The sequence below is a fragment of the Desulfamplus magnetovallimortis genome (assembly GCF_900170035.1).
Taxonomy (GTDB): domain Bacteria; phylum Desulfobacterota; class Desulfobacteria; order Desulfobacterales; family Desulfobacteraceae; genus Desulfamplus; species Desulfamplus magnetovallimortis.
In genome coordinates this window covers 189,831-214,095 of record NZ_LT828543.1, presented here as the reverse complement: position 1 = coordinate 214,095, position 24,265 = coordinate 189,831, and the positions used below count along the sequence as shown (strand labels likewise).

At 40.8% G+C, this 24,265-nt stretch carries 13 protein-coding genes; 4 read left to right on the top strand and 9 right to left on the bottom strand.

Going from position 1 to position 24,265, the window contains the following annotated elements; genetic code table 11:
- Positions 1-366: 366 nt before the first annotated feature.
- The 7 genes from gap to lnt all read right to left on the bottom strand — a co-directional run bounded on the left by gap (position 367) and on the right by lnt (position 6,216).
- Positions 367-1,371: a type I glyceraldehyde-3-phosphate dehydrogenase gene (gene gap / locus MTBBW1_RS09485; protein ID WP_080802494.1), complete on the bottom strand. Its 1,005-nt coding sequence runs from the start codon at positions 1,369-1,371 to the stop codon at positions 367-369.
- A gap of 80 nt (positions 1,372-1,451) precedes the next feature.
- Positions 1,452-1,877: a type II toxin-antitoxin system VapC family toxin gene (locus MTBBW1_RS09480; protein ID WP_080802491.1), complete on the bottom strand. Its 426-nt coding sequence runs from the start codon at positions 1,875-1,877 to the stop codon at positions 1,452-1,454.
- Positions 1,874-2,221 (bottom strand): hypothetical protein, encoded by a 348-nt coding sequence (locus MTBBW1_RS09475; protein ID WP_080802488.1) that lies wholly within the window; start codon positions 2,219-2,221, stop codon positions 1,874-1,876. Before MTBBW1_RS09475 ends, MTBBW1_RS09480 begins: the two co-directional genes overlap by 4 nt.
- A gap of 11 nt (positions 2,222-2,232) precedes the next feature.
- Positions 2,233-2,880 (bottom strand): phosphohydrolase, encoded by a 648-nt coding sequence (locus MTBBW1_RS09470; RefSeq protein ID WP_245809322.1) that lies wholly within the window; start codon positions 2,878-2,880, stop codon positions 2,233-2,235.
- A protein-coding gene (gene prfB, locus MTBBW1_RS09465) for a peptide chain release factor 2 (protein ID WP_342743889.1) occupies positions 2,881-3,979 on the bottom strand; the annotation gives its coding sequence in 2 pieces (ribosomal slippage) (positions 2,881-3,945 and positions 3,947-3,979; 1,098 coding nt in all).
- Positions 3,980-4,271: 292 nt separating this feature from the next.
- Complete coding sequence (locus MTBBW1_RS28285; RefSeq protein WP_186441185.1) at positions 4,272-4,424, bottom strand: hypothetical protein; 153 nt, start codon at positions 4,422-4,424, stop codon at positions 4,272-4,274.
- A complete protein-coding gene (lnt, locus tag MTBBW1_RS09460) occupies positions 4,405-6,216 on the bottom strand; it encodes an apolipoprotein N-acyltransferase (protein ID WP_080802484.1) in 1,812 nt (603 codons plus the stop codon). The genes MTBBW1_RS28285 and lnt overlap by 20 nt, the downstream gene beginning before the upstream one ends.
- 289 nt (positions 6,217-6,505) lie before the next feature.
- Here lnt and MTBBW1_RS09455 point away from each other — a divergent pair, with 289 nt between their 5' ends.
- The 4 genes from MTBBW1_RS09455 (at position 6,506) to MTBBW1_RS09440 (ending at position 18,838) form a co-directional block, all read left to right on the top strand.
- On the top strand, positions 6,506-8,749 hold the full coding sequence (locus tag MTBBW1_RS09455; protein ID WP_080802481.1) for an Lcl domain-containing protein: 2,244 nt from the start codon (positions 6,506-6,508) through the stop codon (positions 8,747-8,749).
- A 516-nt stretch (positions 8,750-9,265) separates the two neighbouring features.
- On the top strand, positions 9,266-15,838 hold the full coding sequence (locus tag MTBBW1_RS09450; RefSeq protein ID WP_080802478.1) for a LamG-like jellyroll fold domain-containing protein: 6,573 nt from the start codon (positions 9,266-9,268) through the stop codon (positions 15,836-15,838).
- A gap of 20 nt (positions 15,839-15,858) precedes the next feature.
- Entirely contained in the window at positions 15,859-17,454 is a 1,596-nt protein-coding gene (locus MTBBW1_RS09445; protein WP_080802475.1) for an AAA-like domain-containing protein, read from the top strand.
- Between the two features lie 457 nt (positions 17,455-17,911).
- Positions 17,912-18,838 carry a PD-(D/E)XK nuclease family transposase gene (locus MTBBW1_RS09440; RefSeq protein ID WP_080802474.1) on the top strand — a complete coding sequence of 309 codons (927 nt, stop codon included), beginning with the start codon at positions 17,912-17,914 and terminating at the stop codon, positions 18,836-18,838.
- Between the two features lie 206 nt (positions 18,839-19,044).
- On the opposite strand, the gene MTBBW1_RS09435 is transcribed toward MTBBW1_RS09440, so the two are convergent.
- Both MTBBW1_RS09435 and MTBBW1_RS09430 read right to left on the bottom strand, forming a co-directional pair.
- A complete protein-coding gene (locus MTBBW1_RS09435) occupies positions 19,045-20,130 on the bottom strand; it encodes a response regulator (protein ID WP_245809320.1) in 1,086 nt (361 codons plus the stop codon).
- A gap of 10 nt (positions 20,131-20,140) precedes the next feature.
- Positions 20,141-24,010, bottom strand: a complete 3,870-nt coding sequence (locus MTBBW1_RS09430; protein ID WP_080802468.1) for a PAS domain S-box protein — start codon at positions 24,008-24,010, stop codon at positions 20,141-20,143.
- Positions 24,011-24,265: the final 255 nt, after the last annotated feature.

The following is a 24,265-nucleotide window of genomic DNA, read 5'->3' as shown; positions in this document are numbered from 1 at the left end:
AGCCATGTCCGTTTACTTAGGAAAAGGTAATAACTACCCTGCCATTTTCAGAAAAGATAATAAACTCAAAATTGACATCTTATTGATTTTTTGCAGTTCCGGAATTTGACTGAATCAGGATAACCAGGATAAAAAAGATGTTCAAGATAGATAATCCTGCCTTATCCAGTTAATCTTGTGCATCTTGATTCATATCCAGTTAATCTTGTGCATCTTGATTCATATCCTGTTAATCCTGGGCATCTTGATTCAGACAGTATTGAAAAGGCTCAAGAGTTTATATGTGTCCACTTTGAGAATAAAAATAATCCCGTCCTAAGCAAATACTATGAACGGGATTATGGAAAAATATGAAAAAAATTATGATTAGAGAGCTTTGGATGATTCCATATGAAGAATTAGATCCAACATTCTGTTGGAGTAACCCCATTCATTGTCATACCAGCTCATCACCTTGACCGAGGTGCCAATCACCTTTGTGGACTGGGCATCCACAACTGATGAGTGGGGATCTCCCTGGAAATCAATGGAGACAAGCGGAAGCTCGCAATAGCCAAGATAGCGGTTGGCAGCATCTTTTAAGGCCTGATTGACTTCACCCACACTTGTCTCTTTTTCAACTTCCATAACAGCATCCACAAGGGAAACATTGGGGGTGGGAACACGAACGGCAAGGCCGTCAAATTTTCCTTTAAGCTCCGGAATCACAAGGGATACAGCAGCAGCAGCTCCTGTCTTGGTGGGAATCATGGAAAGTCCTGCAGCCCTTGCACGTCTCAGGTCACTGTGGGGGAAATCCAGAAGCCTCTGATCTCCTGTATATGCATGAACCGTTGTCATCAATCCGCGCTTGATACCAAAATTATCCATAATGACACGTGCCACAGGTGCAAGGCAGTTGGTGGTGCATGATGCATTGGAGACAACATGGTGAATTGTGGGGTCATACTCCTCTTCATTTACACCCATTACAAAGGTTTTGACATCTCCTTTGGCAGGTGCTGATATAATGACTTTTACGGCTCCGGCATCAATGTGTCCCCTTGCTGACTCTCCATCCCTGAAGATACCTGTACACTCTGCCACATAATCAACTCCAAGGTCACCCCAAGGAATATCTTTAGGAGAACGGTGTGCTGATACGGCAATGTGCCTTCCATCCATTGTAATGCCTGACTCATCGCCAATAATTTCACCTTCAAAGGTTCCCATTACAGAATCGTACTTAAGCAGATGAGCAAGGGTGGCGTTATCTGTTAGATCGTTAATGGCAACAACTTCAATATCTGAAAATGTACTGTCTTTTTTGATTGCCCTGAAAATATTTCTTCCAATACGTCCAAAACCGTTGATTCCGATTTTTATAGTCATCTGTTCCATCTCCCTTTCTCAAGAATTTATATTATGCCTAAAAAATATTAATTTTTATGTAAAAAATGATAGCTCAAGGACTAAGGTAATAGAGTAAATCCCATTCCAACATGTGTAAAATGGGCATCTCCAGTTAATATTTCAGAAATTCCTACCTCTTTCATAACACTCATGGATGTCAAATCCGTAAAAGAAATATCTGGTTTGTCGTAAAACTTGATTCGCAATCTACTGGCAGCGTCAAACCGCTCCGGCTTAATCCACAATAATTTTACATATCCTTTTTCAATCGTTTCAGAAATGGTTTGAAAGGCTTTATGGGCTATTTCAAGAGACAAACGTTTGAAAAATAATGTATAAAGCTCGTCTAAAACATAATCTGTTGTAATAATATGACCTTGTTCCTTACGGACTTCGTGGTAAATATTGATGACAGAATTATGATAAGATTCCTTACGATTAAATATATTGATCCATCCCCATGTATCAACAAATATAGCTTTCATCTTTCTCCATAAATTATATCGTCAACAATATCAGAAAATGGAGGAACATCAACACTGCCCATTGCACAAAGGAGAGGATCCTGTTCAGGAGGCATTTTAAATTTCTCACTTAAAAACCGGTCACTAATAACATGCCCACATCCTGTCTCATCTCCCACTTCCTTATCTATCAATGGAAAGGATGATTCAGGGCATTTTTTTCCAGGCTCATTCCTTAACTGACTATCATTTAATTGTTTAAATTTAAGGTACTGTATAAAATTATCTAACTCAATTATGTATGTTGATGATAATTGGTCAATATCAAATAAAAGTCTATTTTTAGCAGTTTGAGTAAATTCCATACTTTGTCACCTTATGATTTGCTTTCTGAAAACTGTTCCAGCCATCCAAGAAAACGTTTTCCATGGGAATGATCCAAACATAACAATTCTTCTACAATTTGCTCAGCTTTCTTTTCCACTCCTGCCTGTTCCGGTTTTTTTGAATAAAATTTGTCTGCAAAACAGATAATCTGCTCCTCAATTGTCTCAGGCACCATATCACGACATGGAAGAGGCAAGGCATTGCTCTTTATATTTTCCGCTGTAATACCTGCGCCGGTATGGCGTTCACAGACAAGGGCATGGCGAGACAAGGAACCATCTGGAGCAATATTTTCAAGAAGTTTTCTGCCCAAAAAACCATGACAGATATAAGGATGCTCTCCCATGCAGTGTATGGATGGCGAATGTGTCATGAAAATTCCTATATCATGAAGCATGGCAGCCTCTTCAATAAAAAGCATATCCGGAGAGACTGCCTTGGATATATTAAAATCTGACGCCTTTTCATTACCGGTGAGGTGAGCTGGCTTTAAACTTTCTGAATTACGCTTTACCCTTTCTGCAACAGCAAGACTTTTCCGGGTGACAAGTTCAGCATGGTCCATGAAAATATCATAAAGAGGTGTCCCTGGGGTGTAAAACTCCTTTATTATATCATCAATATTCATATTTGACATTCATATCTTTCCGGAAAGAAGAACCCCCTCAATAAAAGGGTCAAGATCTCCATCCATAACCCTGTCCACATCACCGATCTCATGGTCGGTACGGTGATCCTTGACCATCCTGTATGGATGCATGACATAGGAGCGTATCTGGCTGCCCCAGGCAATGTCATCCTTGGTATCATGAAGATTCTGCATCTTCTGCTTCTGTTTCTCTTTTTCAATCTGATAAAGACGGGACATTAGCACCTTCATGGCAATCTCCTTATTTCTGTGCTGAGAAGGCTCCTGCTGACACTGGACAACCACGCCGCTTGGCATGTGGGTAATCCTGACAGCACTGCTTGTTTTATTGACATGCTGTCCGCCTGAACCGCTTGCCCGAAAAACATCAATACGCAGATCCTTTTCATCTATTTCCACATGAATATCATCTTTTATCTCAGGATAGACAAAAACCGAAGCAAAGGATGTGTGTCTTTTTCCTGTTGAACTAAAAGGAGAGATACGAACTAAACGATGAACTCCAGATTCCACCTTTAAAAATCCATAACAGTTGGTTCCGGAGACACTGAATGTTGCCCCTTTAAGACCTGCCTCATCCCCTGGCTGATAATCAATGAGCTGAAACTTGTACTTTTTTTTATCAATCCATCTGGAATACATGCGAAATAGCCTTTCAGCCCAATCCTGGGAATCTGTTCCGCCTGCACCTGCATTAATGGAAACAATAGCATTTCTGGCATCATCCTCCCCATCAAGCATTATTTCAATGGAAAATTTTTTTATACGATTTTCAAGGGCTTCAAGCTGACTTTCAACTTCACTCTCTGCATCTTTGTCTCGTTCCTCCCTTGCAAGTTCAAGAAGGGTCTCTGCATCTTCGATCTCTCCATGTATGGCATTCCAGGCATCAATCAGGTCAGAAATCCTGGTTCTCTCCTTCAAAAGCTCTGTTGCCTTTTCAGCATCATTCCAGAAATCCTCCCTTGCAATGAAACTCTCAAGCTCTCTTAAGCGATTCTGTTTTACAGGGAGGTCAAAGATACTCCTTAAGCTGTTCAGCTTTTTCATAACACTCTGCAATATTCTGTTTTAATTCTATAGACATTTATTTTTCTCCATTTTTTATTTTTTTATGAAATTTTCCACAACAGCCTATTTTCTCAAAATCGACACCTTATTGCTTTTTGAGCAGTTATTGAATTTGTCTGAATCAGGATAACCAGGATGAAAAGGATGCTCAGGATAAATAATCCTGCCTTATCTTGTTAATCTTGGACATCCTGATTCAGACAATGTTGACAAGGCTCAAAAGATCATAGGTGTCGGCTTTGAGTATTTTAAAAACCACTATAATTCATTTGATTACGGAGGTTATCCTGCATGGCCGTTATAGTGTACTATTTCAATATTGTTGAAACTATCCATTCAAACAGACTGTCAAGCACCAAAAAAGTAAATATTACAACTTTAAAGGCAAAAACAATGAAACCAAATGCCTTAAAGGGAAACAGAAGCACTTTTCCGGCATCATTAATTTTTTTTCTGATCATCTTTAGCACCAGTAGAGGGTCTATCTGGCTTCTGTTTTTTAACATTTATCACAGATATAGCCCCTGTTGCAACCAGACACAGAATTACAAAAAAATTTCCCCACCTGCAATATATTGTCTGTAGAGTCATGGATGGAACAGATCTTGTCAATACAGCATCCACATAAAGCCCCGAGGCATCTACAACAGCACCTGTTGGTTGAATAAATCCGCTGATACCGGTATTTGCAGCCCTTGCAACTGCCCTTCTGTTCTCAATTGCCCTGAAAACAGCCATGGAAAAATGCTGCTTTGGTGCTGATGTATATCCAAACCAGGCATCATTGGTGGTATTTACAAGCACCTTTGCACCGTTTTTGACCATATTTCTTGAAAGAGACGGAAATATAATCTCAAAGCATATCAAAACTCCGGCACTTGAGCCGTTAAAGGCAAGGGGACGTGCAGGGGGCTTGCCTGGAGAGAAGTTGCCTGCCTGGGCAATGATTTTACCCAAAAATGAAAGGTATTTTCCAAACGGGACATACTCTCCGAACGGAACAAGATGAATTTTATCATAGTGACCTGTAACAAACCCTCCTGGATTTACCATGTAAGAGCGGTTAAAAAGCTCATATCCATCTTCTGCCAAAGCCTCAAATGCAGGGCTGCCCACCAGAAAAGTTGTGTCAGCTCTTTGAATACACTCATCCACCTTTTCAGAGAACTCTCTGTTCCATATATAATAGAAAGGAAGAGCTGTTTCTGGCCAGACTATGAGATCAGGTTTTTTGCCCGCACCATTCATAGTGGCAGCCTTCATTGAAAGGTCACAATATTTTTCAATAGTTTTGTTTTTATATGCATTATCCCATTTAAAAAGCTGTTCAATATTTCCCTGTATCAGAGAAATAGTAACATGTTCTCCATGGTCAGCAATCTCTTGAACCTGTGAAATTCTCATTTTTCCATAGGTAAAAACAACAATCAAAACAGCAACAAGAAGAATGTACCACAAAAAATGCGGCATCCAGGATCTTTTCCATACCCTTGAAGAAATACTCTCCGGAGTTATTTCAGGAACACAATCTTTTACAAAATTATTTTCAACAGCCTTTACCAAAACAGAATCTTTGGCAAAAATACTCTTAAGAGTCATTACCAAAACAGAATCTTTTGCGAAAAAACTCTCTATAGTCATTGCCAAAACACCATTGGTCATAAGTATTACAAACGATACTCCATACACGGATGTAATATCTGCAATTTGTATCAATTCAAGATTCATATATTGGGAAGATCCTGTCAATCCCCATGGAAATCCTGTAAAAAGCCATGATCTCAAAAATTCAAGGGAAACCCAGATTGAAGATGCGGCAAGGGGCATCAAGTGATTTTTAAAACAACTGACACCAAAGGAAAAAATCGCAGGATATAAAGCAAGATAGAGAGTTAAAAGTATAAGAATGGGCAGAGAAAGAAAAAAGGGAAGTTCTCCATAGGTGCTGATGGTGGGAACAATCCAGTATAAAAGAGATATAAAATGGACAAAGCCCATTATAAATCCAGCATAAAAGGCATGCTTTCCACCCATTTTCCTTAAGGATACGATGAGCGGGATAAATGCCACCCATGCAAGCCATGAGAAATTTGCCTCGGGAAAAGCGAGGGTCAAAAGGGTACCGCTTATAACGGCAGGAAAATATCTGGAAAGTATTGTGCCCCAAGATGATGTGACAGATGTATCTACAGATGTAAAATTTCCGCCTTTATCGGATGAAGGATTTTTGTAATATGGTTTTAAAATTTTCATAAATGAAAATATACAGAAGCAGGGAATCTCTTACAAGATAAATCAGCATCTTTCTTATATGAAACTGTAGGGGCACAATCCATTTCTACCCCCTACAGTTTCATATAAACGTACATGGCGGATTACCGCCACAATCGAAGGGATGAAAGTCGTTTTTAAAACAGGCTGTTACGGAGACTTTCATATAAAAAAAACAAAACCCCTTGCAAATACTTAATAAAAATGTCTATTTGATTAAAGAGTATAATGAGCCTGTAAAAGAACATCAATTTTTTAAGGAGGAAAAAGAATGAAAAAGATCAACATTTTATTATTCCTGTTAATCCTTGTTTTTACAGCCTTTTTTTCAACAATAACCCGAGCTGAAGGTGTCATTGTCGTTACCTTTGACGACTTCCTTTTGTCTCCGGCATCCAACCATTCGCTTTACACCCTTAATAACGACAACCCGATTTACAGGGATATAGTGTGGGACACGGGCTTTGGAGTTTTCGGGGAGGATTACAAAATCTGTGATGACTGCCCGATTTTCGGCATACCCCATTCCGGAAGTTTTGCAATAACCAATCATGACGATACAGACGGCCTGACCATTACAACGCCGAAGATACTTTTAGGATTCTGGGCGGGACGGAATGAATATTATGGATACGGAGGAGGATCTGAGGAGATCACCGTTTATGCAATTGATACCTCTGGTTCTGTTCTTGGGTCTGTTTGTCATCAATTGCCGGATAATCACTCCGGCCTGGCCGAACCCCTTGAATTTGTTGATACCTCTGCGTTCAGCGATCTGACAGGTATCCAGGCTTACCGCATTGAACCCGCCGAAGGCTGCAACATGGACTGCAACTGGGTCGCCGATGATTTCGTGTTCTCCGAAGGAGTATTCACGCCGGTGCCGGATTCGGGACAGAACCAGTCCTTCACGGACACCTTTGGCGAGGATTCAGATTATTCCATCAATCCACGATCCTACACCAAACTGGATGCGGATGGAAATCCCTTGAATGATGCCGCTTCATCCTGGGCCATGGTCAGGGATAACGTTACAGGCCTCATCTGGGAGGTGAAGACCGAAGACGGCACAGTTCATGACCGGGGAAATAAATACTCCTGGTATGACGAAAACCCGGAAACCAACGGCGGTAATGCCGGAACACCCGGGGAAGGCACCGATACCCAGGATTATATCTCCGCGCTCAATGCCGAAAATTTCGGCGGATACTCTGACTGGCGTCTGCCCACCCTGCATGAGCTGACATCCCTGACGGACAAGGGGCGCAATGATCCAGCCGTCAACACGGACTATTTTCCCGGCACCCAATCCTACTGGTACTGGTCTTCCACGACCAATGCCTTCTCCCTGAACGGGGAAGATGCAATATGTGTCTATTTTTCCGCAGCCTACGGCAATAACATAGAAAAATCGAATTCCGGAATTTTTGTTCGTGCCGTTCGATCGGATATGCCGGGTGTGGAACCTTTGGTCAGGTTTGTCGATAACGGAGATGTCACGGTATCCGACCGGAAAACCGGCTTGATGTTTCAGCAGTACCACGCGGAGGAGCGCTTGACCTGGGAGGACGCCCTCGTTTACTGTGAGGATCTTGTCCTTGCCGGATTTGGGGACTGGAGGCTTCCGATCATAGAGGAGCTCAGGGCCATCGTGGACTACAGCAGGCCATCCCCACCGCCTGTGGATGCCGACATTTTTCCGGATATCTGCGGCAGCTATTACTGGACATCCACGACCACGCTTACAGATACCGGGAGTGCCATGGCTATCTATATGCACAACGGCCAGGATGTCTCAGGAGCGGACAAGAATGAGGCATACTATGTGCTTTCCGTCCGTGCCGGCGGGAGCAACGAGGCCGCTGCAGAGGATCTGATTCTCTCCATCGGGGCAGAACCCGCATATGGAAGGGCACCATTATCCACTACTCTTTCATGTACCGTGGTGTCTGGATCTCCTCCCTTTGAATATGCCTGGTTATTCGGAGACGGTACCACAGGCGATGACGATGAGAATCCGTCACACACCTTTGAAAATCCAGGAACATACACTGCCACCTGCACGGTTGTTGATTCAGAAGGTCAATCAAAGACAGGAGCCGTTGTCATCACAGTGGGGGAAGGCTTTGAATATCCGGACGAGTATTTTGTTATTACGGACACATCTACCGTCACCGTTTTGTCGGACACCGTTTATTTCGTGTACGGAAATGCCCAGGCCAACAACCTGGTAATTGAAAGCGGTGGAAGGGCGAAAGTTATGAATTTTCCCGGGGCAAATACTATAACGATTGAAGCACCTTCAACTATTTTTACAGTATTCCGGTCAGGAGCTACAGTCACATTTGAAGGAACAGACGGAACACTTATCTCCCTGCCGGCAACGACCGATCAACAGTCTGTCTCTTTTTCCGATATGCCTCCTGTTGGTCTTGTGATTGATGCTGGAGAGGTAATGCTGGGAGATCAGAGGTTGGAGACAACACCGGCTTTGATCGACACTGTCAACTCTTAATTTTCAATGCTTCGGACAGTTTTAAGAGCTGATAGCACCGTAGTTAATGAGTTCCTCATATTGAAGGGTATTTTTTAGATTGAAAAGTTTAAAATAGAATGATTTTCTAAAATTTTTCGGGCATGTTTCATTTTCTGGTTTACACTTTCATGAAGCAGATCCCCATTTTTAGGTAACCTCTCACAAAAAAGTGTAAAGTACTTTTGAGGTCATATGAAGGGTGGCATTTTTCGAATAAATTTTTTCGTTCAAATTGCTATAGCACCCCATGTTGCGAAAGTTCATTCGACCTTGTCGTAGCATTATAGTTGAAAAAAGTGTCAGTAAAAATTTATGCTGAGTTTGCTTATGTTGGACATTTGGGAGAAAATACGGTTTATTATTCTCACAGATATCTCCTTTGTTGGACTGCAATGTTGTGTAAAACACAGTTTTCCAATTTTGGAGAATACTTGTCGATTCTTTTTTAATGTTACAAAAAAATTTCTCGAACTATTATTATAGGAAGAATCTAAAATGACAAAACGAATTTTAATAATATCAATGGCCTTGCTGACACTCGCAAGCGTAGCTCATGCTACTAACTACGCCCTAAACTTTGATGGGACAGATGACTATGTAGATTGTGGCTCTATAGATCTCAGTGGATCAACTCTTACACTAGAGTGTTGGGTGAAATTAAATAATTTTGATAACCCTGGACAGGGGGTTATCAGCTTGATTGGAACAGAACAGGATGGAAATTTTGCTTATTTGCGACTTGGAGATGGAGGAGTACCTTTACCTCTGAATCAAGCACAATTTGTCATTAATATAGGTGGATCACCACAGATACTGAATGGAACTTTAGCATTGGAAGCAAATAAATGGTATCATATTGCAGGTGTTTATGACACTTCATCTGGTATGAAGCTATATATAAATGGGGTGCTTGATACAAGTAATTTATTAAGTGGAACTGTTACGTCCAACAGTTCTTTTTTTATTGGCAACAACAAAATCGGTGATAATCGATTTATAGACGGAATGATGGACGAAGTCCGTGTTTGGAATACAGCACGCACAGAAGCAGAAATCAAAGCAAATATGTATAAAGAGATCACAACTCCTAATGCAAATCTAAAAGCCTACTACAAAATGAGCGATGGCAGCGGAATAACTTTAACTGACAACAGCGACAACAGCAACCCAGGCACAATTACCAACGGTGCAACCTGGAAAGCATCAGGGGCATTTGCAGGACCAAGAAAGGCTTTGGATTTTGATGGATCAAATGATTATGTAAATATTCCACATAATGCACAATTAAGTTTCACTAATGAGAGTAATTACACGATTGAAGCATGGATAAAGCCACGAAGTTTCAATTTGCTTGGAGGCATTGTAGGAAAATATCATACTCAAGAATCTTATGGATATACCTTACGTTTAACTTTTGATTCTCCTTATAGCGGAATCCGTTTTGATGACATGTCAACCGCAAATGGAATTCTTACTCTTGACCAATGGCACCATATTGCAGCAATTAATAGTGGTGGAACAAAAAAAGTATATTTAAACGGGGTAGAGCAGACATTAAGTGGCATACCTTATACTGTTGCGGCAAACAGCGATCCAGTAATTATTGGAAAAGATTTTCTTGCTGAATCAGGAACGCGTTATTTTAATGGTGAGATCGACGAAGTCCGTATCTGGAATGTTGCCCGAACTGATGATCAAATCCGCGAAAACATGATGAACACCCTAAATGGCAGTGACGCAAATTTAGTTGCCTATTATCGTATGGATCAATCTGACGGGACAACGCTTTATGATATGACCGCAAATGCCAATAACGGCACTCTTACCAATATGGATCAAGCTACTGATTGGGTAGATTCAACTGCATTTAACACTTGGATTGGCTCTGAAGATAATGCTTGGGCAACGGCTGGCAACTGGAGCAGAAATTCAGCTCCAGCATCAACAGACAATGTAGGGCTTTACAAGTTAAGCTCCCTTGCCAATGAAGTTGTTATTTCGGGCACCCCAACTGTAAACAGTCTCTTTTTTTCAAGCAATGCAACGCCGACTTTAAGCTCTGACTTTTCAGTTAATGGAAATTTTCTGCTTGGTAAAGATATTGATATGCAAAGCAGGAGCATCACACTTGGAAGTTCTGGAACCCTTGTTGAGGGAAGCTACAACCTCAATGCTTCAGGTTCAGGAAATATAACCACCACAAGAGATTTAAGCAATATAACCGATGAGAATGTAGCAGGTCTTGGTACTGTTCTAACCACAAGTGCAAACATGGGAAGCACAACCATAACAAGAGCACACACAGCCCAAACCATCAGCGGTAATCCAAGCATTTTAAGATATTACGATATTAATCCGACAACCAACACAGGATTAAATGCCACTCTTGTTTTTAATTATAATGATTCAGAACTCAATGGATTGACAGAAGCAGATTTAAAATTGTGGAAATCACCAGACGGTGGAACTAATTGGAGCATCTCAGGCGGAACCATCGACACTGCTAACAACACTATAACAGTAACAGGTCAAGATGGTTTTTCAAGATGGGGTGCGGCTGTGCCAACTCCTGCTACCTACAACACCACAATCAGTACGTCGAGCAGCGGAGGCTTATGGTCGTCAGACGGTGGTACTGATACTTGGACTCCATACGCCACTGGTGCAACAGTTTCAATTTCAGAGATAGAAGATAAACTTAATGCTGGCACATCGGTTGTAATAACCACTGGAAGCGGTGCGGGAGAGCCTGGAGATATTAATTTAAGCGGAACTATAAGCAAAACAGCGGGAGATACGGCAACCCTGACTCTAAAGGCTTCCCGTAATATTGTTTTTACTGATAAAATAGCTGCTGCAGATAGACTAATAAGAATACCGGGTATTATCACATCTTTAAGCAATGCTTTAAATGTGGTGCTTAATTCTCGTTATCTGGCAACTTTAGATTCTGAAACGGGAGCAGTCTGGCTTCCCCGTGGCAGCTCCATAACCACCAATGGGGGTAGTGTAACTATAGGAGGAGGAATCGATCCTTTAAGTGATTATGCAATAGGTACAAACTTAATTGTAGATGAAAATAATTCCATAATGAGAGGAGTAGCTATTAATGGTGATATTGCAGCAGGTGGAGGAAATATTTCTTTAATAGGAAAAGGTAGCACAGCAGGAGGTGTATCTCATGCAAGAGGTGTTAATCTTTCAGGTAATATCACTACAACTGGAGCAGGTACAGTAACCATTAAAGGTATTGGTAAAGGGGGATCAGATGGTATTGCTGTTGGAGATACGTGGTTCACTGATACTGGTGGTTATTTATCAGGTGCAGGTAAGGTAAGAAGTGAAAACGGAACCACAACAATAACAGGAACAAAAGGGACAGGCAGTAATGCAATAAATATCAACGCAGGAAGCAGTGTTAAAACAAATGGGTCAGGCAACATTAACATTACTTCAATATCTGGCAATGTAGCTGGGCAATCTGGAACAACAACCTCTGATGGAGGACAAATTATCTGTGGTGGCAATACAACAATAACCGCAACCTCAACAGATAATATCTCTCTGCTACATGAGCTTAACGATTTCACTGGAGTTTTAAGCATACCAGTATCTTCGGGAAATGTTTCAGTTTTGGATACAAATGCCCTTTCACTTGGAGCAATTTCAGCCACAGGAACCATTGATATTGCATCAGGTGTTGTTGACACAGGTGATTTAACTCTTACTGGAGCAATGTCAACCGATGATACATCAACGTCCCCTGCTGCAATAATGCTAAATGCAGGAAAGGCAAGTGGAGCAGGTACAGCTACAGGTGGAAACATAATTGTAAGCGGTGGCTCAGCCACCGTGGGTCCTGGAGGCACAGCCCTTCTTTATACTGGGAGTGTTTCGGGAAGCACAGGGGTGACCGCTTTATCGGGTTACGTCAGCAGCTATTACAACAGCGATGAAACCTCCGGTCTGTCTCCAGGGGTGGGATTGTATGTTGCCTATCGGGAACCGGCACCGGTAACGGTGACCAAACTTCAAGAATTTTCAACATCGAATTCTCTTACGGACAATTTTACCGAAGGCACGAACGGATCCGGCGATCCCTTTGTCTGGGATGCCACAGCAGGCTTGGGAGGGGGAGGCGGAATCTTAGTCTCTACATCATCTTCTGATCAGATATGGACTGCAAAAGAGTCTTACAATGTCACTGAAGGGGGTGTATATACACTGTCCGCCTACTTTAAAATGGCAGCCAATTCAGGTTATGGGGCATTGGGTTTTTCAACAGAGACCATCAATTCGGCTTCAGGTTCTGTGGGAATGCCTGGTTCCGGAAATTTTCTGGGGATTTCCTTTCATGGAGGGGGTGGGAACTGGCTCAACAATGCCCTCGGGTCAGCTCTGAGCTGGACAGGTGGTGATATGACATATTCCCCTGCCACCTGGTATTTTTTCGAGCTTATTGTTGAAGCCAAAACCGGTAATGATTTTGATTTGACATTTCGGATTAAAAATTCAGACGACAATGGTAACATTGGAACACTGCATACGGAACATACGACGACCTTGACAAATAGCGACATTGCAGGTGCCAGTGCACTGTATGTCTTTTTTTCTGCTGATGGAAGCAGGACAGGAGGTATTGACAATTTTGAAATAGAACTCACCGGCGGGGTTGATATCTTTTATTCAGTAACCTATGAAGGCAACGGTGCGGATAGCGGCACCCCTCCCGCAGATGGAAACAGCTATGCACAGGGCGACAGTATCACCGTTCTGGGTAATACAGGAACCCTTGTGAAGACGGGGTACGATTTTGCAGGTTGGAATACAGCGTCCGACGGAAGCGGGATGACATATCAGTCTGGTGACAGCTTTGTCATGGGAGCCTCAAACATGACGCTTTATGCGGTGTGGACTGCGGTTGTTCCTGATTACGTCCTGTATTTAAATGGAGCATCAGGTTATGGCGTTAAAAATTCTTCCACAGGTATCCCTTCTGGAAACTCTGCTTACTCATGGGAGATGTGGGTAAATGCAGCCACAACTACAGGACAGGACAGAAAAGTTTTCAGTTGGGGAGTGGATGGGATAAACGATAATAGTGTTCAAGTAGGATTCAACTCTTCTGGATATTTGGTAATCAACCATTGGGGAGCAAGTAACGATTGGACGACACCATACCTTATGCCTCAACATTCATGGATTCATCTGGCCGGAACATACAATGGAACAACAGAGACATTCTATGTCAACGGTGTTTTTCAACAAAGCAGGACAGTTTCTCCTACATTATCAATTCCTTCTAATTCTGAATTGCGAGTTGGGGATTTAATTACTGGAACTTATAATCAATTTTTTCATGGTGCAATAAAAGATTTACGTATCTGGAGTACCGCTTTAGATGAAGCAACAATATCATCATGGAAAGATCAAATTGTAACAATTGGGCACCCAAATTATGCTAATCTTGTATCTCATTACACAATGAATCAAAGTTCAGGGAGTACGGTTACTGATTCTAAAGGTTCTAACTCTCTAACCATTGGTGGTATTACAGCATGGACTCAAGATATATACGGAATATCCTACGATTCCAATGGTGCAACCAGCGGTGCTGTGCCAGGTCAGCAGACTAAGCTTCATGATATTGCCCTTAACCTTGCGACCAACACAGGTACTCTTGCTAAAACAGGATATACTTTTGATGGCTGGAATACTGCTGCTGACGGATCAGGCACAGATTATGCTGAAGGTGGAAGTTATACAGATAACGTATCAATTACGCTATATGCTAAGTGGAGCTATAGCCAAACCGTTACAATCGGCACAAATAGTGGGTCAAATGCAAGTGAAACCTTTCCATTAATCCCAACAACTTTTACCAATGCCAAAGTTCAGATACTGATAACAGCAACAGAATTAAGCAATGTAGGCGTACCTTCTGGATCTGACATAACTGGAATTCAATGGTATGTTACTTCAGATAATACTCCAAACGAGGTATTGTTTGATCTTTACATGGGGCATACTACAAAAACACAGCTCAGCAGTGATGCAACTTTTGAAGATAGTTCAGGTTTGACCCTTGTGGGGCCAAATATGTCATATTCAGGGACTTATATAGGTTGGCATACTGCCGATTTTTCATCATCGCCATTTATATGGAATGGGACTGACAGTTTACTGATTCAAACTTGCAGAACTGGATATGCACAAGGTGCTTCTGACTCCATTGCCTATTCCAATGAGTCTGGTTATAAGATGGTTACAGGGTATAATCACAATTGTTCCGCCGTTTCAGGATATTACTCGGAAACTACCAGACCATATCTTCAATTAATCTATTCTTCATCAGTTCCTTTGTTATACACGGTAACAGGCACAGCACGCTACTGGTCAGGAAGTGGAACAGTATCACCAGATACACATACTGTAGTCGCAAGCAATACAACTACACTTACAATTACACCAGGCATAGGATCAAGAATTTCAACGATTACAGGTTGCGGCGGCACCACCATAACCGGTCCCATAGCTATTTCCACTTTTTATACCACCGGCAACATAACAGAAGACTGCACCGTAACTGCAACATTTACCCTGAACAGCTACACAGTCACAGCCTCTGCCGGCACAGGTGGCACCATAAGCCCCGCCAGCCGAACAGTTAATTATAATGACACAACAACCTTCACCATAATACCTGACTGGGGTTACCTGTTTAACAATTTCACCGGTAACTGTCCCTCCGGAGCATGGTCTGGCAATACCTATACCTCCGGAGTGATCACGGGAGACTGCACACTTAATGCCACCTTTACCCCAAAAACCTACACAGTGACAGGTCATGCCACGGCCAACGGAACTGTCTCCCACACCAACGGAACCAGTTCCCCTGCCACTGTGGATGTAAGCCACGGCGGCTCTGCAACTTTTACAGTGACACCGGATTCAGGATATATGATCAACTACGTTCTTGGATGCAATGGAACACTTGCCGGAACCACATACACCACTGGACCCATTACCGGGCCATGCAAAGTGATGGCATTTTTTAAATCACAATAAGAGAAAAACAGGTAAAAACCATGAGAACTTTTTTTTCATACGGCCCTGTGGATTGCAGGCATCATTTCTGTGTTCCTCGAAAAAAATTAATAGAGAAATGTAGTAATCAACTTATAGGTGTTCCAGAAGAGAGAGGGCATTTCTTCACCATATGGGCACCAAGGCAGTGTGGTAAAACATGGCTCATGCGGCAAGTTAAAAAAGAGATTGAAGAAAAATACCCTGATCAATTTGCCATTGTTACGATGTCAATGCAGGGTATATCCTTAGAGGAGAGTGATCCGCCTGAAGATTTTTTTTCCCGTGTTCCACTGCTTTTCAGAAGATTTTTCAAGGTTGACATTGAGAAGCCCGGAACATGGGAGGAGTTTGCAGATATTTTTTCAGATATTTTTGAAAAACCCTTGATCCTTTTTATTGATGAATTTGATAAACTTCCACCCCTTGTTATAGATAAATTTGTGACAATGTTTCGGGACATCTATCTTGATAAAGAGAACTTCAATCTCCATGGCCTTGCACTCATTGGAGTTAGGGCAGTTCTTGGAGTTGACAGCCTAAGGGGTTCTCCTTTTAATATTCAACGATCTCTCCATGTGCCCAACTTTACCATTGATGAAGTTGTTGAACTCTTTGAACAATACCAGAATGAGAGCGGACAGATCATTGATCCGGAAGTTGTTCAAACCGTATATGATACCACACGGGGGCAACCCGGTCTTGTCTGTTGGTTTGGAGAACTTTTAACTGAAAAATATAACACAGAAACTCAAAAAAATATTGATATCTCTGCCTGGGAGGATGTTTACAGAGCAGCTTTATACAGAGAGTGGAACAATACAGTGTTAAACCTTATCAAAAAAGCAAAGGGCAAATATAAAGATAAGATAGTTGAGCTTTTCACAAATTCAGATCAACCATTCACCATTGATTCAGAGTGGTGCAGTTATGCCTATTTAAATGGAATTATTGATTTTGAAACAATCAATGATACACACGGAAAAAAAAATGAAATCTGCCGTTTTTCCAGCCCCTTTATCCAAATGAGACTCTACAATGCCCTTACAGGTGACCTCTTTGGCGAACGCCTGCCCATTTTGCCCCTTGATCCCTTAGATACCCTCTCTGATGTTTTTGAGGAAGAAGAAGGAGGTGATTCATCATACATTAATATTCCGGCACTGCTTCAAAGATATAAAGATTATTTAAAACGGTTCAAGGCAAAGGGAATAAATCCATGGAAGGATCAACCAAGACGATCTGACCTTCAATATACAGAATATGTGGGGCATTTTCATCTCTATTTTTGGCTGCAAAATGCGGTTGGCAGGCTTTGTACCGTAAGCCCTGAATTTCCAACCGGCAATGGCAGGGTTGATCTACACCTTAAATGCAAAAACAAGAAAGGTATTATTGAGGTAAAGAGCTTTAAAGATCAAGCAGAGATGCAACACTCAAAAAAACAGGCTGTAAAATATGCTAAAAAATTAAATTATAAATCCACGACTCTAACCATTTTTGTACCACTTGAAGATGAAGATGTTCTTTTAAAGCTGTCCGGGCAGGATCAAATAGATGGTATTATGCTTAATGTCGTTGCCATAGGATGGGTATAACGTACATGGCGGATGCCCGCCACAATCGAAGAAATGAAAGTCGTTTTAAAAACAGCTATTTATTGAGACTTTATATAACGGCCATGGCAAAACCATCTTGCCACAACGAAGCATGAAAGCCCTGAAAAAACCTTGAAATACGGGGACTTTCTTATAACGTACATGGCGGATTACCGCCACAATCGAAGGGATGAAAGTCGTTTTTAAAACAGGCTGTTACGGAGACTTTCATATAAAAAATACAAAACAGACTCAAAATCGACACCTATGATATTGTAAGCCTTGTCAACACAGTCTGAATCAGGATTCCCAGGATTCCCAGGATTAACAGGATAAGGCAGGATTGTCTATCCTGAACATCCTATCCATCCTGGTTATCCTGATTCAGACAAATGCAATAACTTCTGAAAAAGCAATAAGATGTCGATTTTGAGAACAGACCAAAGAGGATATTGATATGACAGATTTTTCAGACCGCAATCGTGTAATCAGGTTTGACTGGGCAATAAAGAGCCTCTTACGTGATAAAGCCAACTTTGATGTTCTTGAAGGATTCCTTTGTGCATTGCTCGAAGATGAAAACATCAAAATATTAAATCTCCTTGAAAGTGAAGGGAACCAGAAACAGGAGGATGATAAATTTAACCGCGTGGATTTAATGGTTGAGGATAGCCATAAACGCAAAATCATCATTGAGATTCAAAACACCCGTGAAAGGGACTATCTGGAGCGGCTCCTCTTTGGCACATCAAAGGTTATTGTTGAAAATATGAAACTGGGTGAAGATTTTAAAAATATCAGCAAGGTAATCTCCATAAGTATCCTCTATTTCAACTTCGGCACCGGAGATGACTATCTCTATAAAGGCACAACACGATTCCTCGGCATGAATACCGGCAATCCATTGAAGATAAAAGAGAGGGTTGAGGTAATGGATGGATTGGAATCAAAGTATAAGTTTGTGGATAAAGATATCTTTCCCGAGTACTATTTTATTCAGATTTATAAGTTTCAGGATATTATAAAGCGATATATTGATGAATGGATATATATGATAAAAAATGAACAGGTAAGGGATGATTTTAAGTCTAAAAATATTGATAAAGCAAAAGAGAAGCTATCCTATATCCATATGAGCAGATCAGAAAAGGCTGATTATGAACGTTATGTAGTAAATCTTGTTCGTGAGCGAGATATGATCACAACGGCAAAAATGGATGGTATTGAAGAGGGTGAAAAGATAGGAATTGAAAAGGGCGAAAAGATAGGGATTGAAAAGGGTTTGAAAACCGTTGTAAGCCGAATGCTTAAAAAAGGTGAATCCATTGATAAAATTTCTGAGTTTACAGGGTTGTCAATTGAAGAGATAAACAGGCATGATTGATTACGTATCAATCGACTCCCAAATATAAAAATGATAGCCATTTTCACGGTAAAAAAATGAATTGATTCCAGATATTACAGGAAACTATTTCTGGACGGTGTGATGCAAGGCACGCTGAGTATTAATTCTGATATAGGCATTGGAACCTTTACCACCGGCCAGATCAACGTGCTTTTTTTGGTTCTGGCTTGCCCCAGGTTAGGGAATCATGACGAAAGAGTCTGCCTCTCTTCATCAAAATCAGCATATTCTATTGCAATCTCACGGAAGCGGGTTTGGCAGATAATAAAAATTTCAACCATAACAGGATCAAAATGTGTGCCGTTTCCTTCAATGATAATTTTCATGGCTTTTTCATGGGAAAAGGGATCTTTATATACCCGTTTGGATATCAAGGCATCATATACATCAGCTATGGCCATCATGCGTCCTGAAATGGGGATATTTTCTCCTTTTGTGCCTTCAGGATATCCTGACCCATCCCACTTTTCGTGATGGGTATATGCTATCTCCCTTGCTACACTCAAAAAAGAGTCCTCACCAAGGCTTCTTTCCGATGCTGCTATAATATCCCTGCCATAGATTGTATGCTTTTTCATCTCTTCAAACTCTTCACTTGTGAGACGACCTGGTTTCATGAGAATGCTGTCCGGAACGCCAACCTTTCCGATGTCATGCAAAGGAGCAGATTTTGTAAGAAGTTCAATGTAGCCATCGGTTATATTGCTTTTTGGATATTTGCCCTGTTTCCGGATCTCGGTTGCCAGGCAATTGACATAGTTTTTTGTGCGTTTAATATGTCCTCCTGTCTCCTGATCTCTGTACTCCGCAAGGTTTCCAAGGCTTTCGATGGTGACATCCTGGGTCAGATTCAAAAGCCGTGTACGCTGTTTCACCATCTCCTCAAGGTTATCGCGGTGATCCTTGAGAATCATCTGGTTTTTTACCCTTCTCTCCAGAAGTCGGGGACGAAATGGTTTTGTAATATAGTCAACAGCACCCATATCAAGGCCTAATGCCTCATCATCCTCCTCGTCAAGGGCAGTAAGAAAAATTACAGGTATCTCTCTGGTTTTTTTGTTGGATTTAAGTATTTTGCAAACTTCATAACCATCCATGCCCGGCATCATCACATCAAGTAGAACAAGATCAGGAGGATTCTCAGCAACAAGCTGCACAGCATCCTTACCGTTCATGGCAACACTTACTGTATATTCATTGTTAAGAACCTCAACAATCAGATCAATGTTGGGCTTACTGTCATCAACCACAAGAATTTTATGTTTTTTCATCTCTGTCATCTTATTGTTCCCGGCATCTTTCAAGCAGAATCATGATCAGTTTTTCTGCATCCTTGAAACGATATTGTCCTATAATAATCTCAATTTGTTCAAGCTCCTTTTGAAACAGGAAATCATCATTGCTGTTTTTTATTTCCGCCAGGATGGAGCGTGATTCTCCCGGCTGATGTTTGCGGACAAAATCAAGAAGGGTTTCAATTCTATTTTTGATCTCCCGAGGAGCACACTCTTTTATGATGTCTGTTTTCCTGCTTTTGTCAATATCATGTTGCTCATCAATGGAATCTTTCAGTTGTCTGGATGCCTGGAGTACCTTATGTAATAGTTCATTGAAATAATTAATTTTTGTTATTATATTTTTTTCAGAATCAATGTTGTTGATGTTGCTGCGCAAAAACTCCCCATGGTTTTCATGGTCGGGGGTGGGAATTGATTTTGTCCATTTAGTTTCATTGTGAGAATATCTTTCACTCTTTTTATGATCTGGGGAACTCGTTGAATCAGACCATGAAGATTTATGTGATTTTATGGTTTTATTCTTTAAAAAAAACTGTTCAAGCTCCCCTGAAACATGGGAAAGTTTCCGTGCACCTATCATTGCAGAGCTTGATTTTATCTTGTGCATCAGTTGTCTTGCACCCTCTATGTCTTTTTTGTCAAGCATCTCAAAAAGCTCTTTGTCCATTGTGCTAAAACTTTCAACAAATACGCCAAGCATTTTTCGATAGAGTGTCATATTGTTATTAAGATAACGAAGGCCATCTTTAAATACGATAAGATCTTCCTGACCAGTTGATTTTACCATTTTTTCTTCATGAAGACGATTCTCCGTCCCCTCACCATGAAAATCTTTATCCAACTCTTCATCATGAACGTCTTTACCCAGCCATTCATCATGAAAATCTTTACCCACTCCTTCATCATAAGAGTCTTTACCCGCCTCTTTATGATGAAAAAGTTTATCTATCCCTTTATCATGAAAATTGTTCACACTCTTTTCACTATTTGTATTTGGAGATGATTGAAGTAGAGCCTCGGAAGAGGGGAGCCATTTTAGAAGCATCTCCTTGAGTTTTTTGGGTTTTAGTGGTTTTGCGAGATGGTCATTCATGCCTGATTCAATACATTTTTGTTTGATATCCATCATGACATGACCTGTTAAAGCCACAATAGGTACCCTTGAAGCCCAGGGTACGTCAAGGCATCGAATTTTCAGAGTTGCCTCAATGCCATCCATGATCGGCATTTCAATATCCATTAGTATCAAATCAAAACAGTGTTCGGTTACCATGGCAACAGCAGATTCTCCATCAAGTGCATGATAAACAGTTATCCCTGTTTTTTGAAGCAGAACAGAGACAATTTCCCGATTGATGGAATCATCATCAACAATCAATACACTGACACCTCCAAAATCTCTATTAAAAGATGAAGAAAAAGCTCGTGATGTTTTGTCCATCTTTGGTTCATTTTGGATATTAATTCTACTTTCAACTGCCCTAAGAAGCTTTCTAACAAGATTTAATGGCGTAACAGGACGTTCCAGAAAATCAATGTGTTTATTTGTGATGCCTGAAAACAGGGGATTATTTTTTGTTGCCTTATCTCCATCATTTATATCGTGCATTATCAAAAAAGCACTTTCATGTTTTTTGTCAGGGAAGTTATCTCCAGATATCGACATTAAAAAATTCCTGCCAGCTACTTCTGACAATTTGTAGTCAAACAGAATCAGGTTCCACGGATGGGAGGCTCTCTCTTTTTTGATAAGATTCAGAGTTTCTTCATAAGATGATACAAGCGTGCTGTCAATGCCAAGGGCATAAAGTGATTTTTGAAGTGATTTTCCTGAATTAATTCCAGATTCCACTATCAATGCCCTTAAACCGGCAAGGTTTTCCATCGGCAGGGATGGAATTTTTGAACATGGGCTTTTTTCCAGCTTCATAGTTACTGAAAATGTGGAGCATTTTCCAGGGATACTTTGCACCTCGACATCTCCGTCCATAAGGTTGGCAAAACGCTTTACAATGGCAAGCCCTAATCCTGTGCCACCATATTTTCTTGTTGTTGAGCTGTCAACCTGTGTAAATGGTCTGAAGAGCATTTTGATCTGTTCGGCTGTTATGCCAATACCACTATCTTTCACTGAAATTTTAAGGAGAATGTGGCTGTTGTCGTGGGGTTGTATGGTGGATGAGACAATAACATGTCCCTTTTCAGTATATTTAAGGGCGTTGCTCACAAGATTCATGATAACCTGGCTCACCCTTGTTGGGTCACCGGACAGTAGAAGTGGAATGGGATGGTCAAAATCATATATAAGCTCCAGCCCCTTCTCCTTTGCTGTGAATTTCAGTACATTAAATATTTTGTCAATAATAGTACAGAATTGAAACTCAATTTTTTCCAGATCAATTTTTCCAGCCTCAATTTTTGAAATATCCAGAATATCATTGATAATTGAAAGCAGTGCATCGGCAGAAGACTGGATAATGGAGATATAGTTGTGTTGGGTGTCATTAAGGTTTGACTCCATGAGCAGATGGCTCATGCCCAGAATTGCGTTCATGGGGGTACGGATCTCATGGGACATTGTTGCAAGAAAGTCACTTTTTGCTCTTGTTGCAGATTCGGCCTTATCTCTGGCTTCTTTAAGCTTTTTTATCATTTTTTTTCTTGCAGTGATATCTTCCTTTATTGCAACAAAGTTGATTATTTTACCGTTTTCACTGAATATGGGAGAGATAGATGCAGCTTCACAGTAGAGAGAGCCATTTTTTTTGTGATTGGCAAACTCTCCTTTCCACTCCTTGCCGCCAAGAATTGTTTTCCAGAGGTGGGAATAGTACGCTTTTGTCTGACGACCTGAGCTGAGTATCCTTGGATTTTGTCCAATTGCCTCTTCAAATGAGTATCCTGTAACCTGTGTGAATTTTGCATTAACATACTCTATAGTTCCATTAATGTCTGTTATAACAACACTTGCAGGGCTGTATTCCACTGCAAGTGAGAGTTTTTTGATCTGCTTTTCTGATTCCTTTTTATCCGTAATATCATGCATGATCTCCATGACTTCGGAAGGATTGCCAGCATTGTCATAGCTTACCACACTGGATGTGCAGAAAAAAGTCCTCTCCCTGCCATTTATATCCATGTGGGTATATTCACTTGAGTGGGTGGCATTATCTGAAAATGTTTTTTGAACAATGCATTTTTCACACTGATTATTTTTCCCACCATAGGAATTAAAGCATTTTTGTCCATCAATATTCTCACCGAAAATTTTTCTTGCAACACCATTTGTCCAGATTAGATTAAGATCCTTGTCCATCATGCACATGACGTCAGGAATTGATTTGATAATACCGTTAAGTTTATTTTCACTGTTTTTAAAATTAAGTTCAGCAAGTTTCATTTCTGAGATGTTGTGGTGTTCAATAACTGCCCACATTTTTCCAGCAGCAGATAATTTCTTTATTGTCACCCTGAACCAACGGTTTTCTCTATCTGAGTGACATGGATATTCAATGGAAAAAGTGTTAAGGTTGCCAGCCATGATTTCCTTAAGTCCATTTCCAACTTCTGATGCTTCCTGGCTCCCTTTGCCTTGAGCATTCTCACACACTTCAAGATAGTTTTGTCCAACACAGGCTCTTGGACATATATGTCCGTTTTCATCTCCAAATTTTTTCCATGCCTTGTTTACAGCCACAATCATGCAGTTACTGTCTATAACTGCAATGTGAGAAGAGAGGGTATCCATAATATTGTGGAAGATTTTTTGAAGAACATTTTCTCTTTCCACATCTTCCACGTTTTTTTCTTCCTTGATTTTATTCCTGTTTGTGCTGTATCCACTTGGATTCATGGTATTACCACCTGTAAAAGTTGATGGCCCCGTAAAAAATCTGGGAAGACCAAGGTTGTTGTTAATGATTTCAGCGGTTCAGGGTTGCAAATAAAAATAAAAGCTGGTTTTGATCGTTTGAGGATTGCAAATAAGAAAAAAAATTGGTTTTGATCGGTTCTGAGTTACAAATAAGAAAAAAATTGGTTTTGATCGGCTCTGGGTTGCAAATAAGAAAAAAAACTGGTTTTGATCGGTTCAGGGTTGCAAATAAGA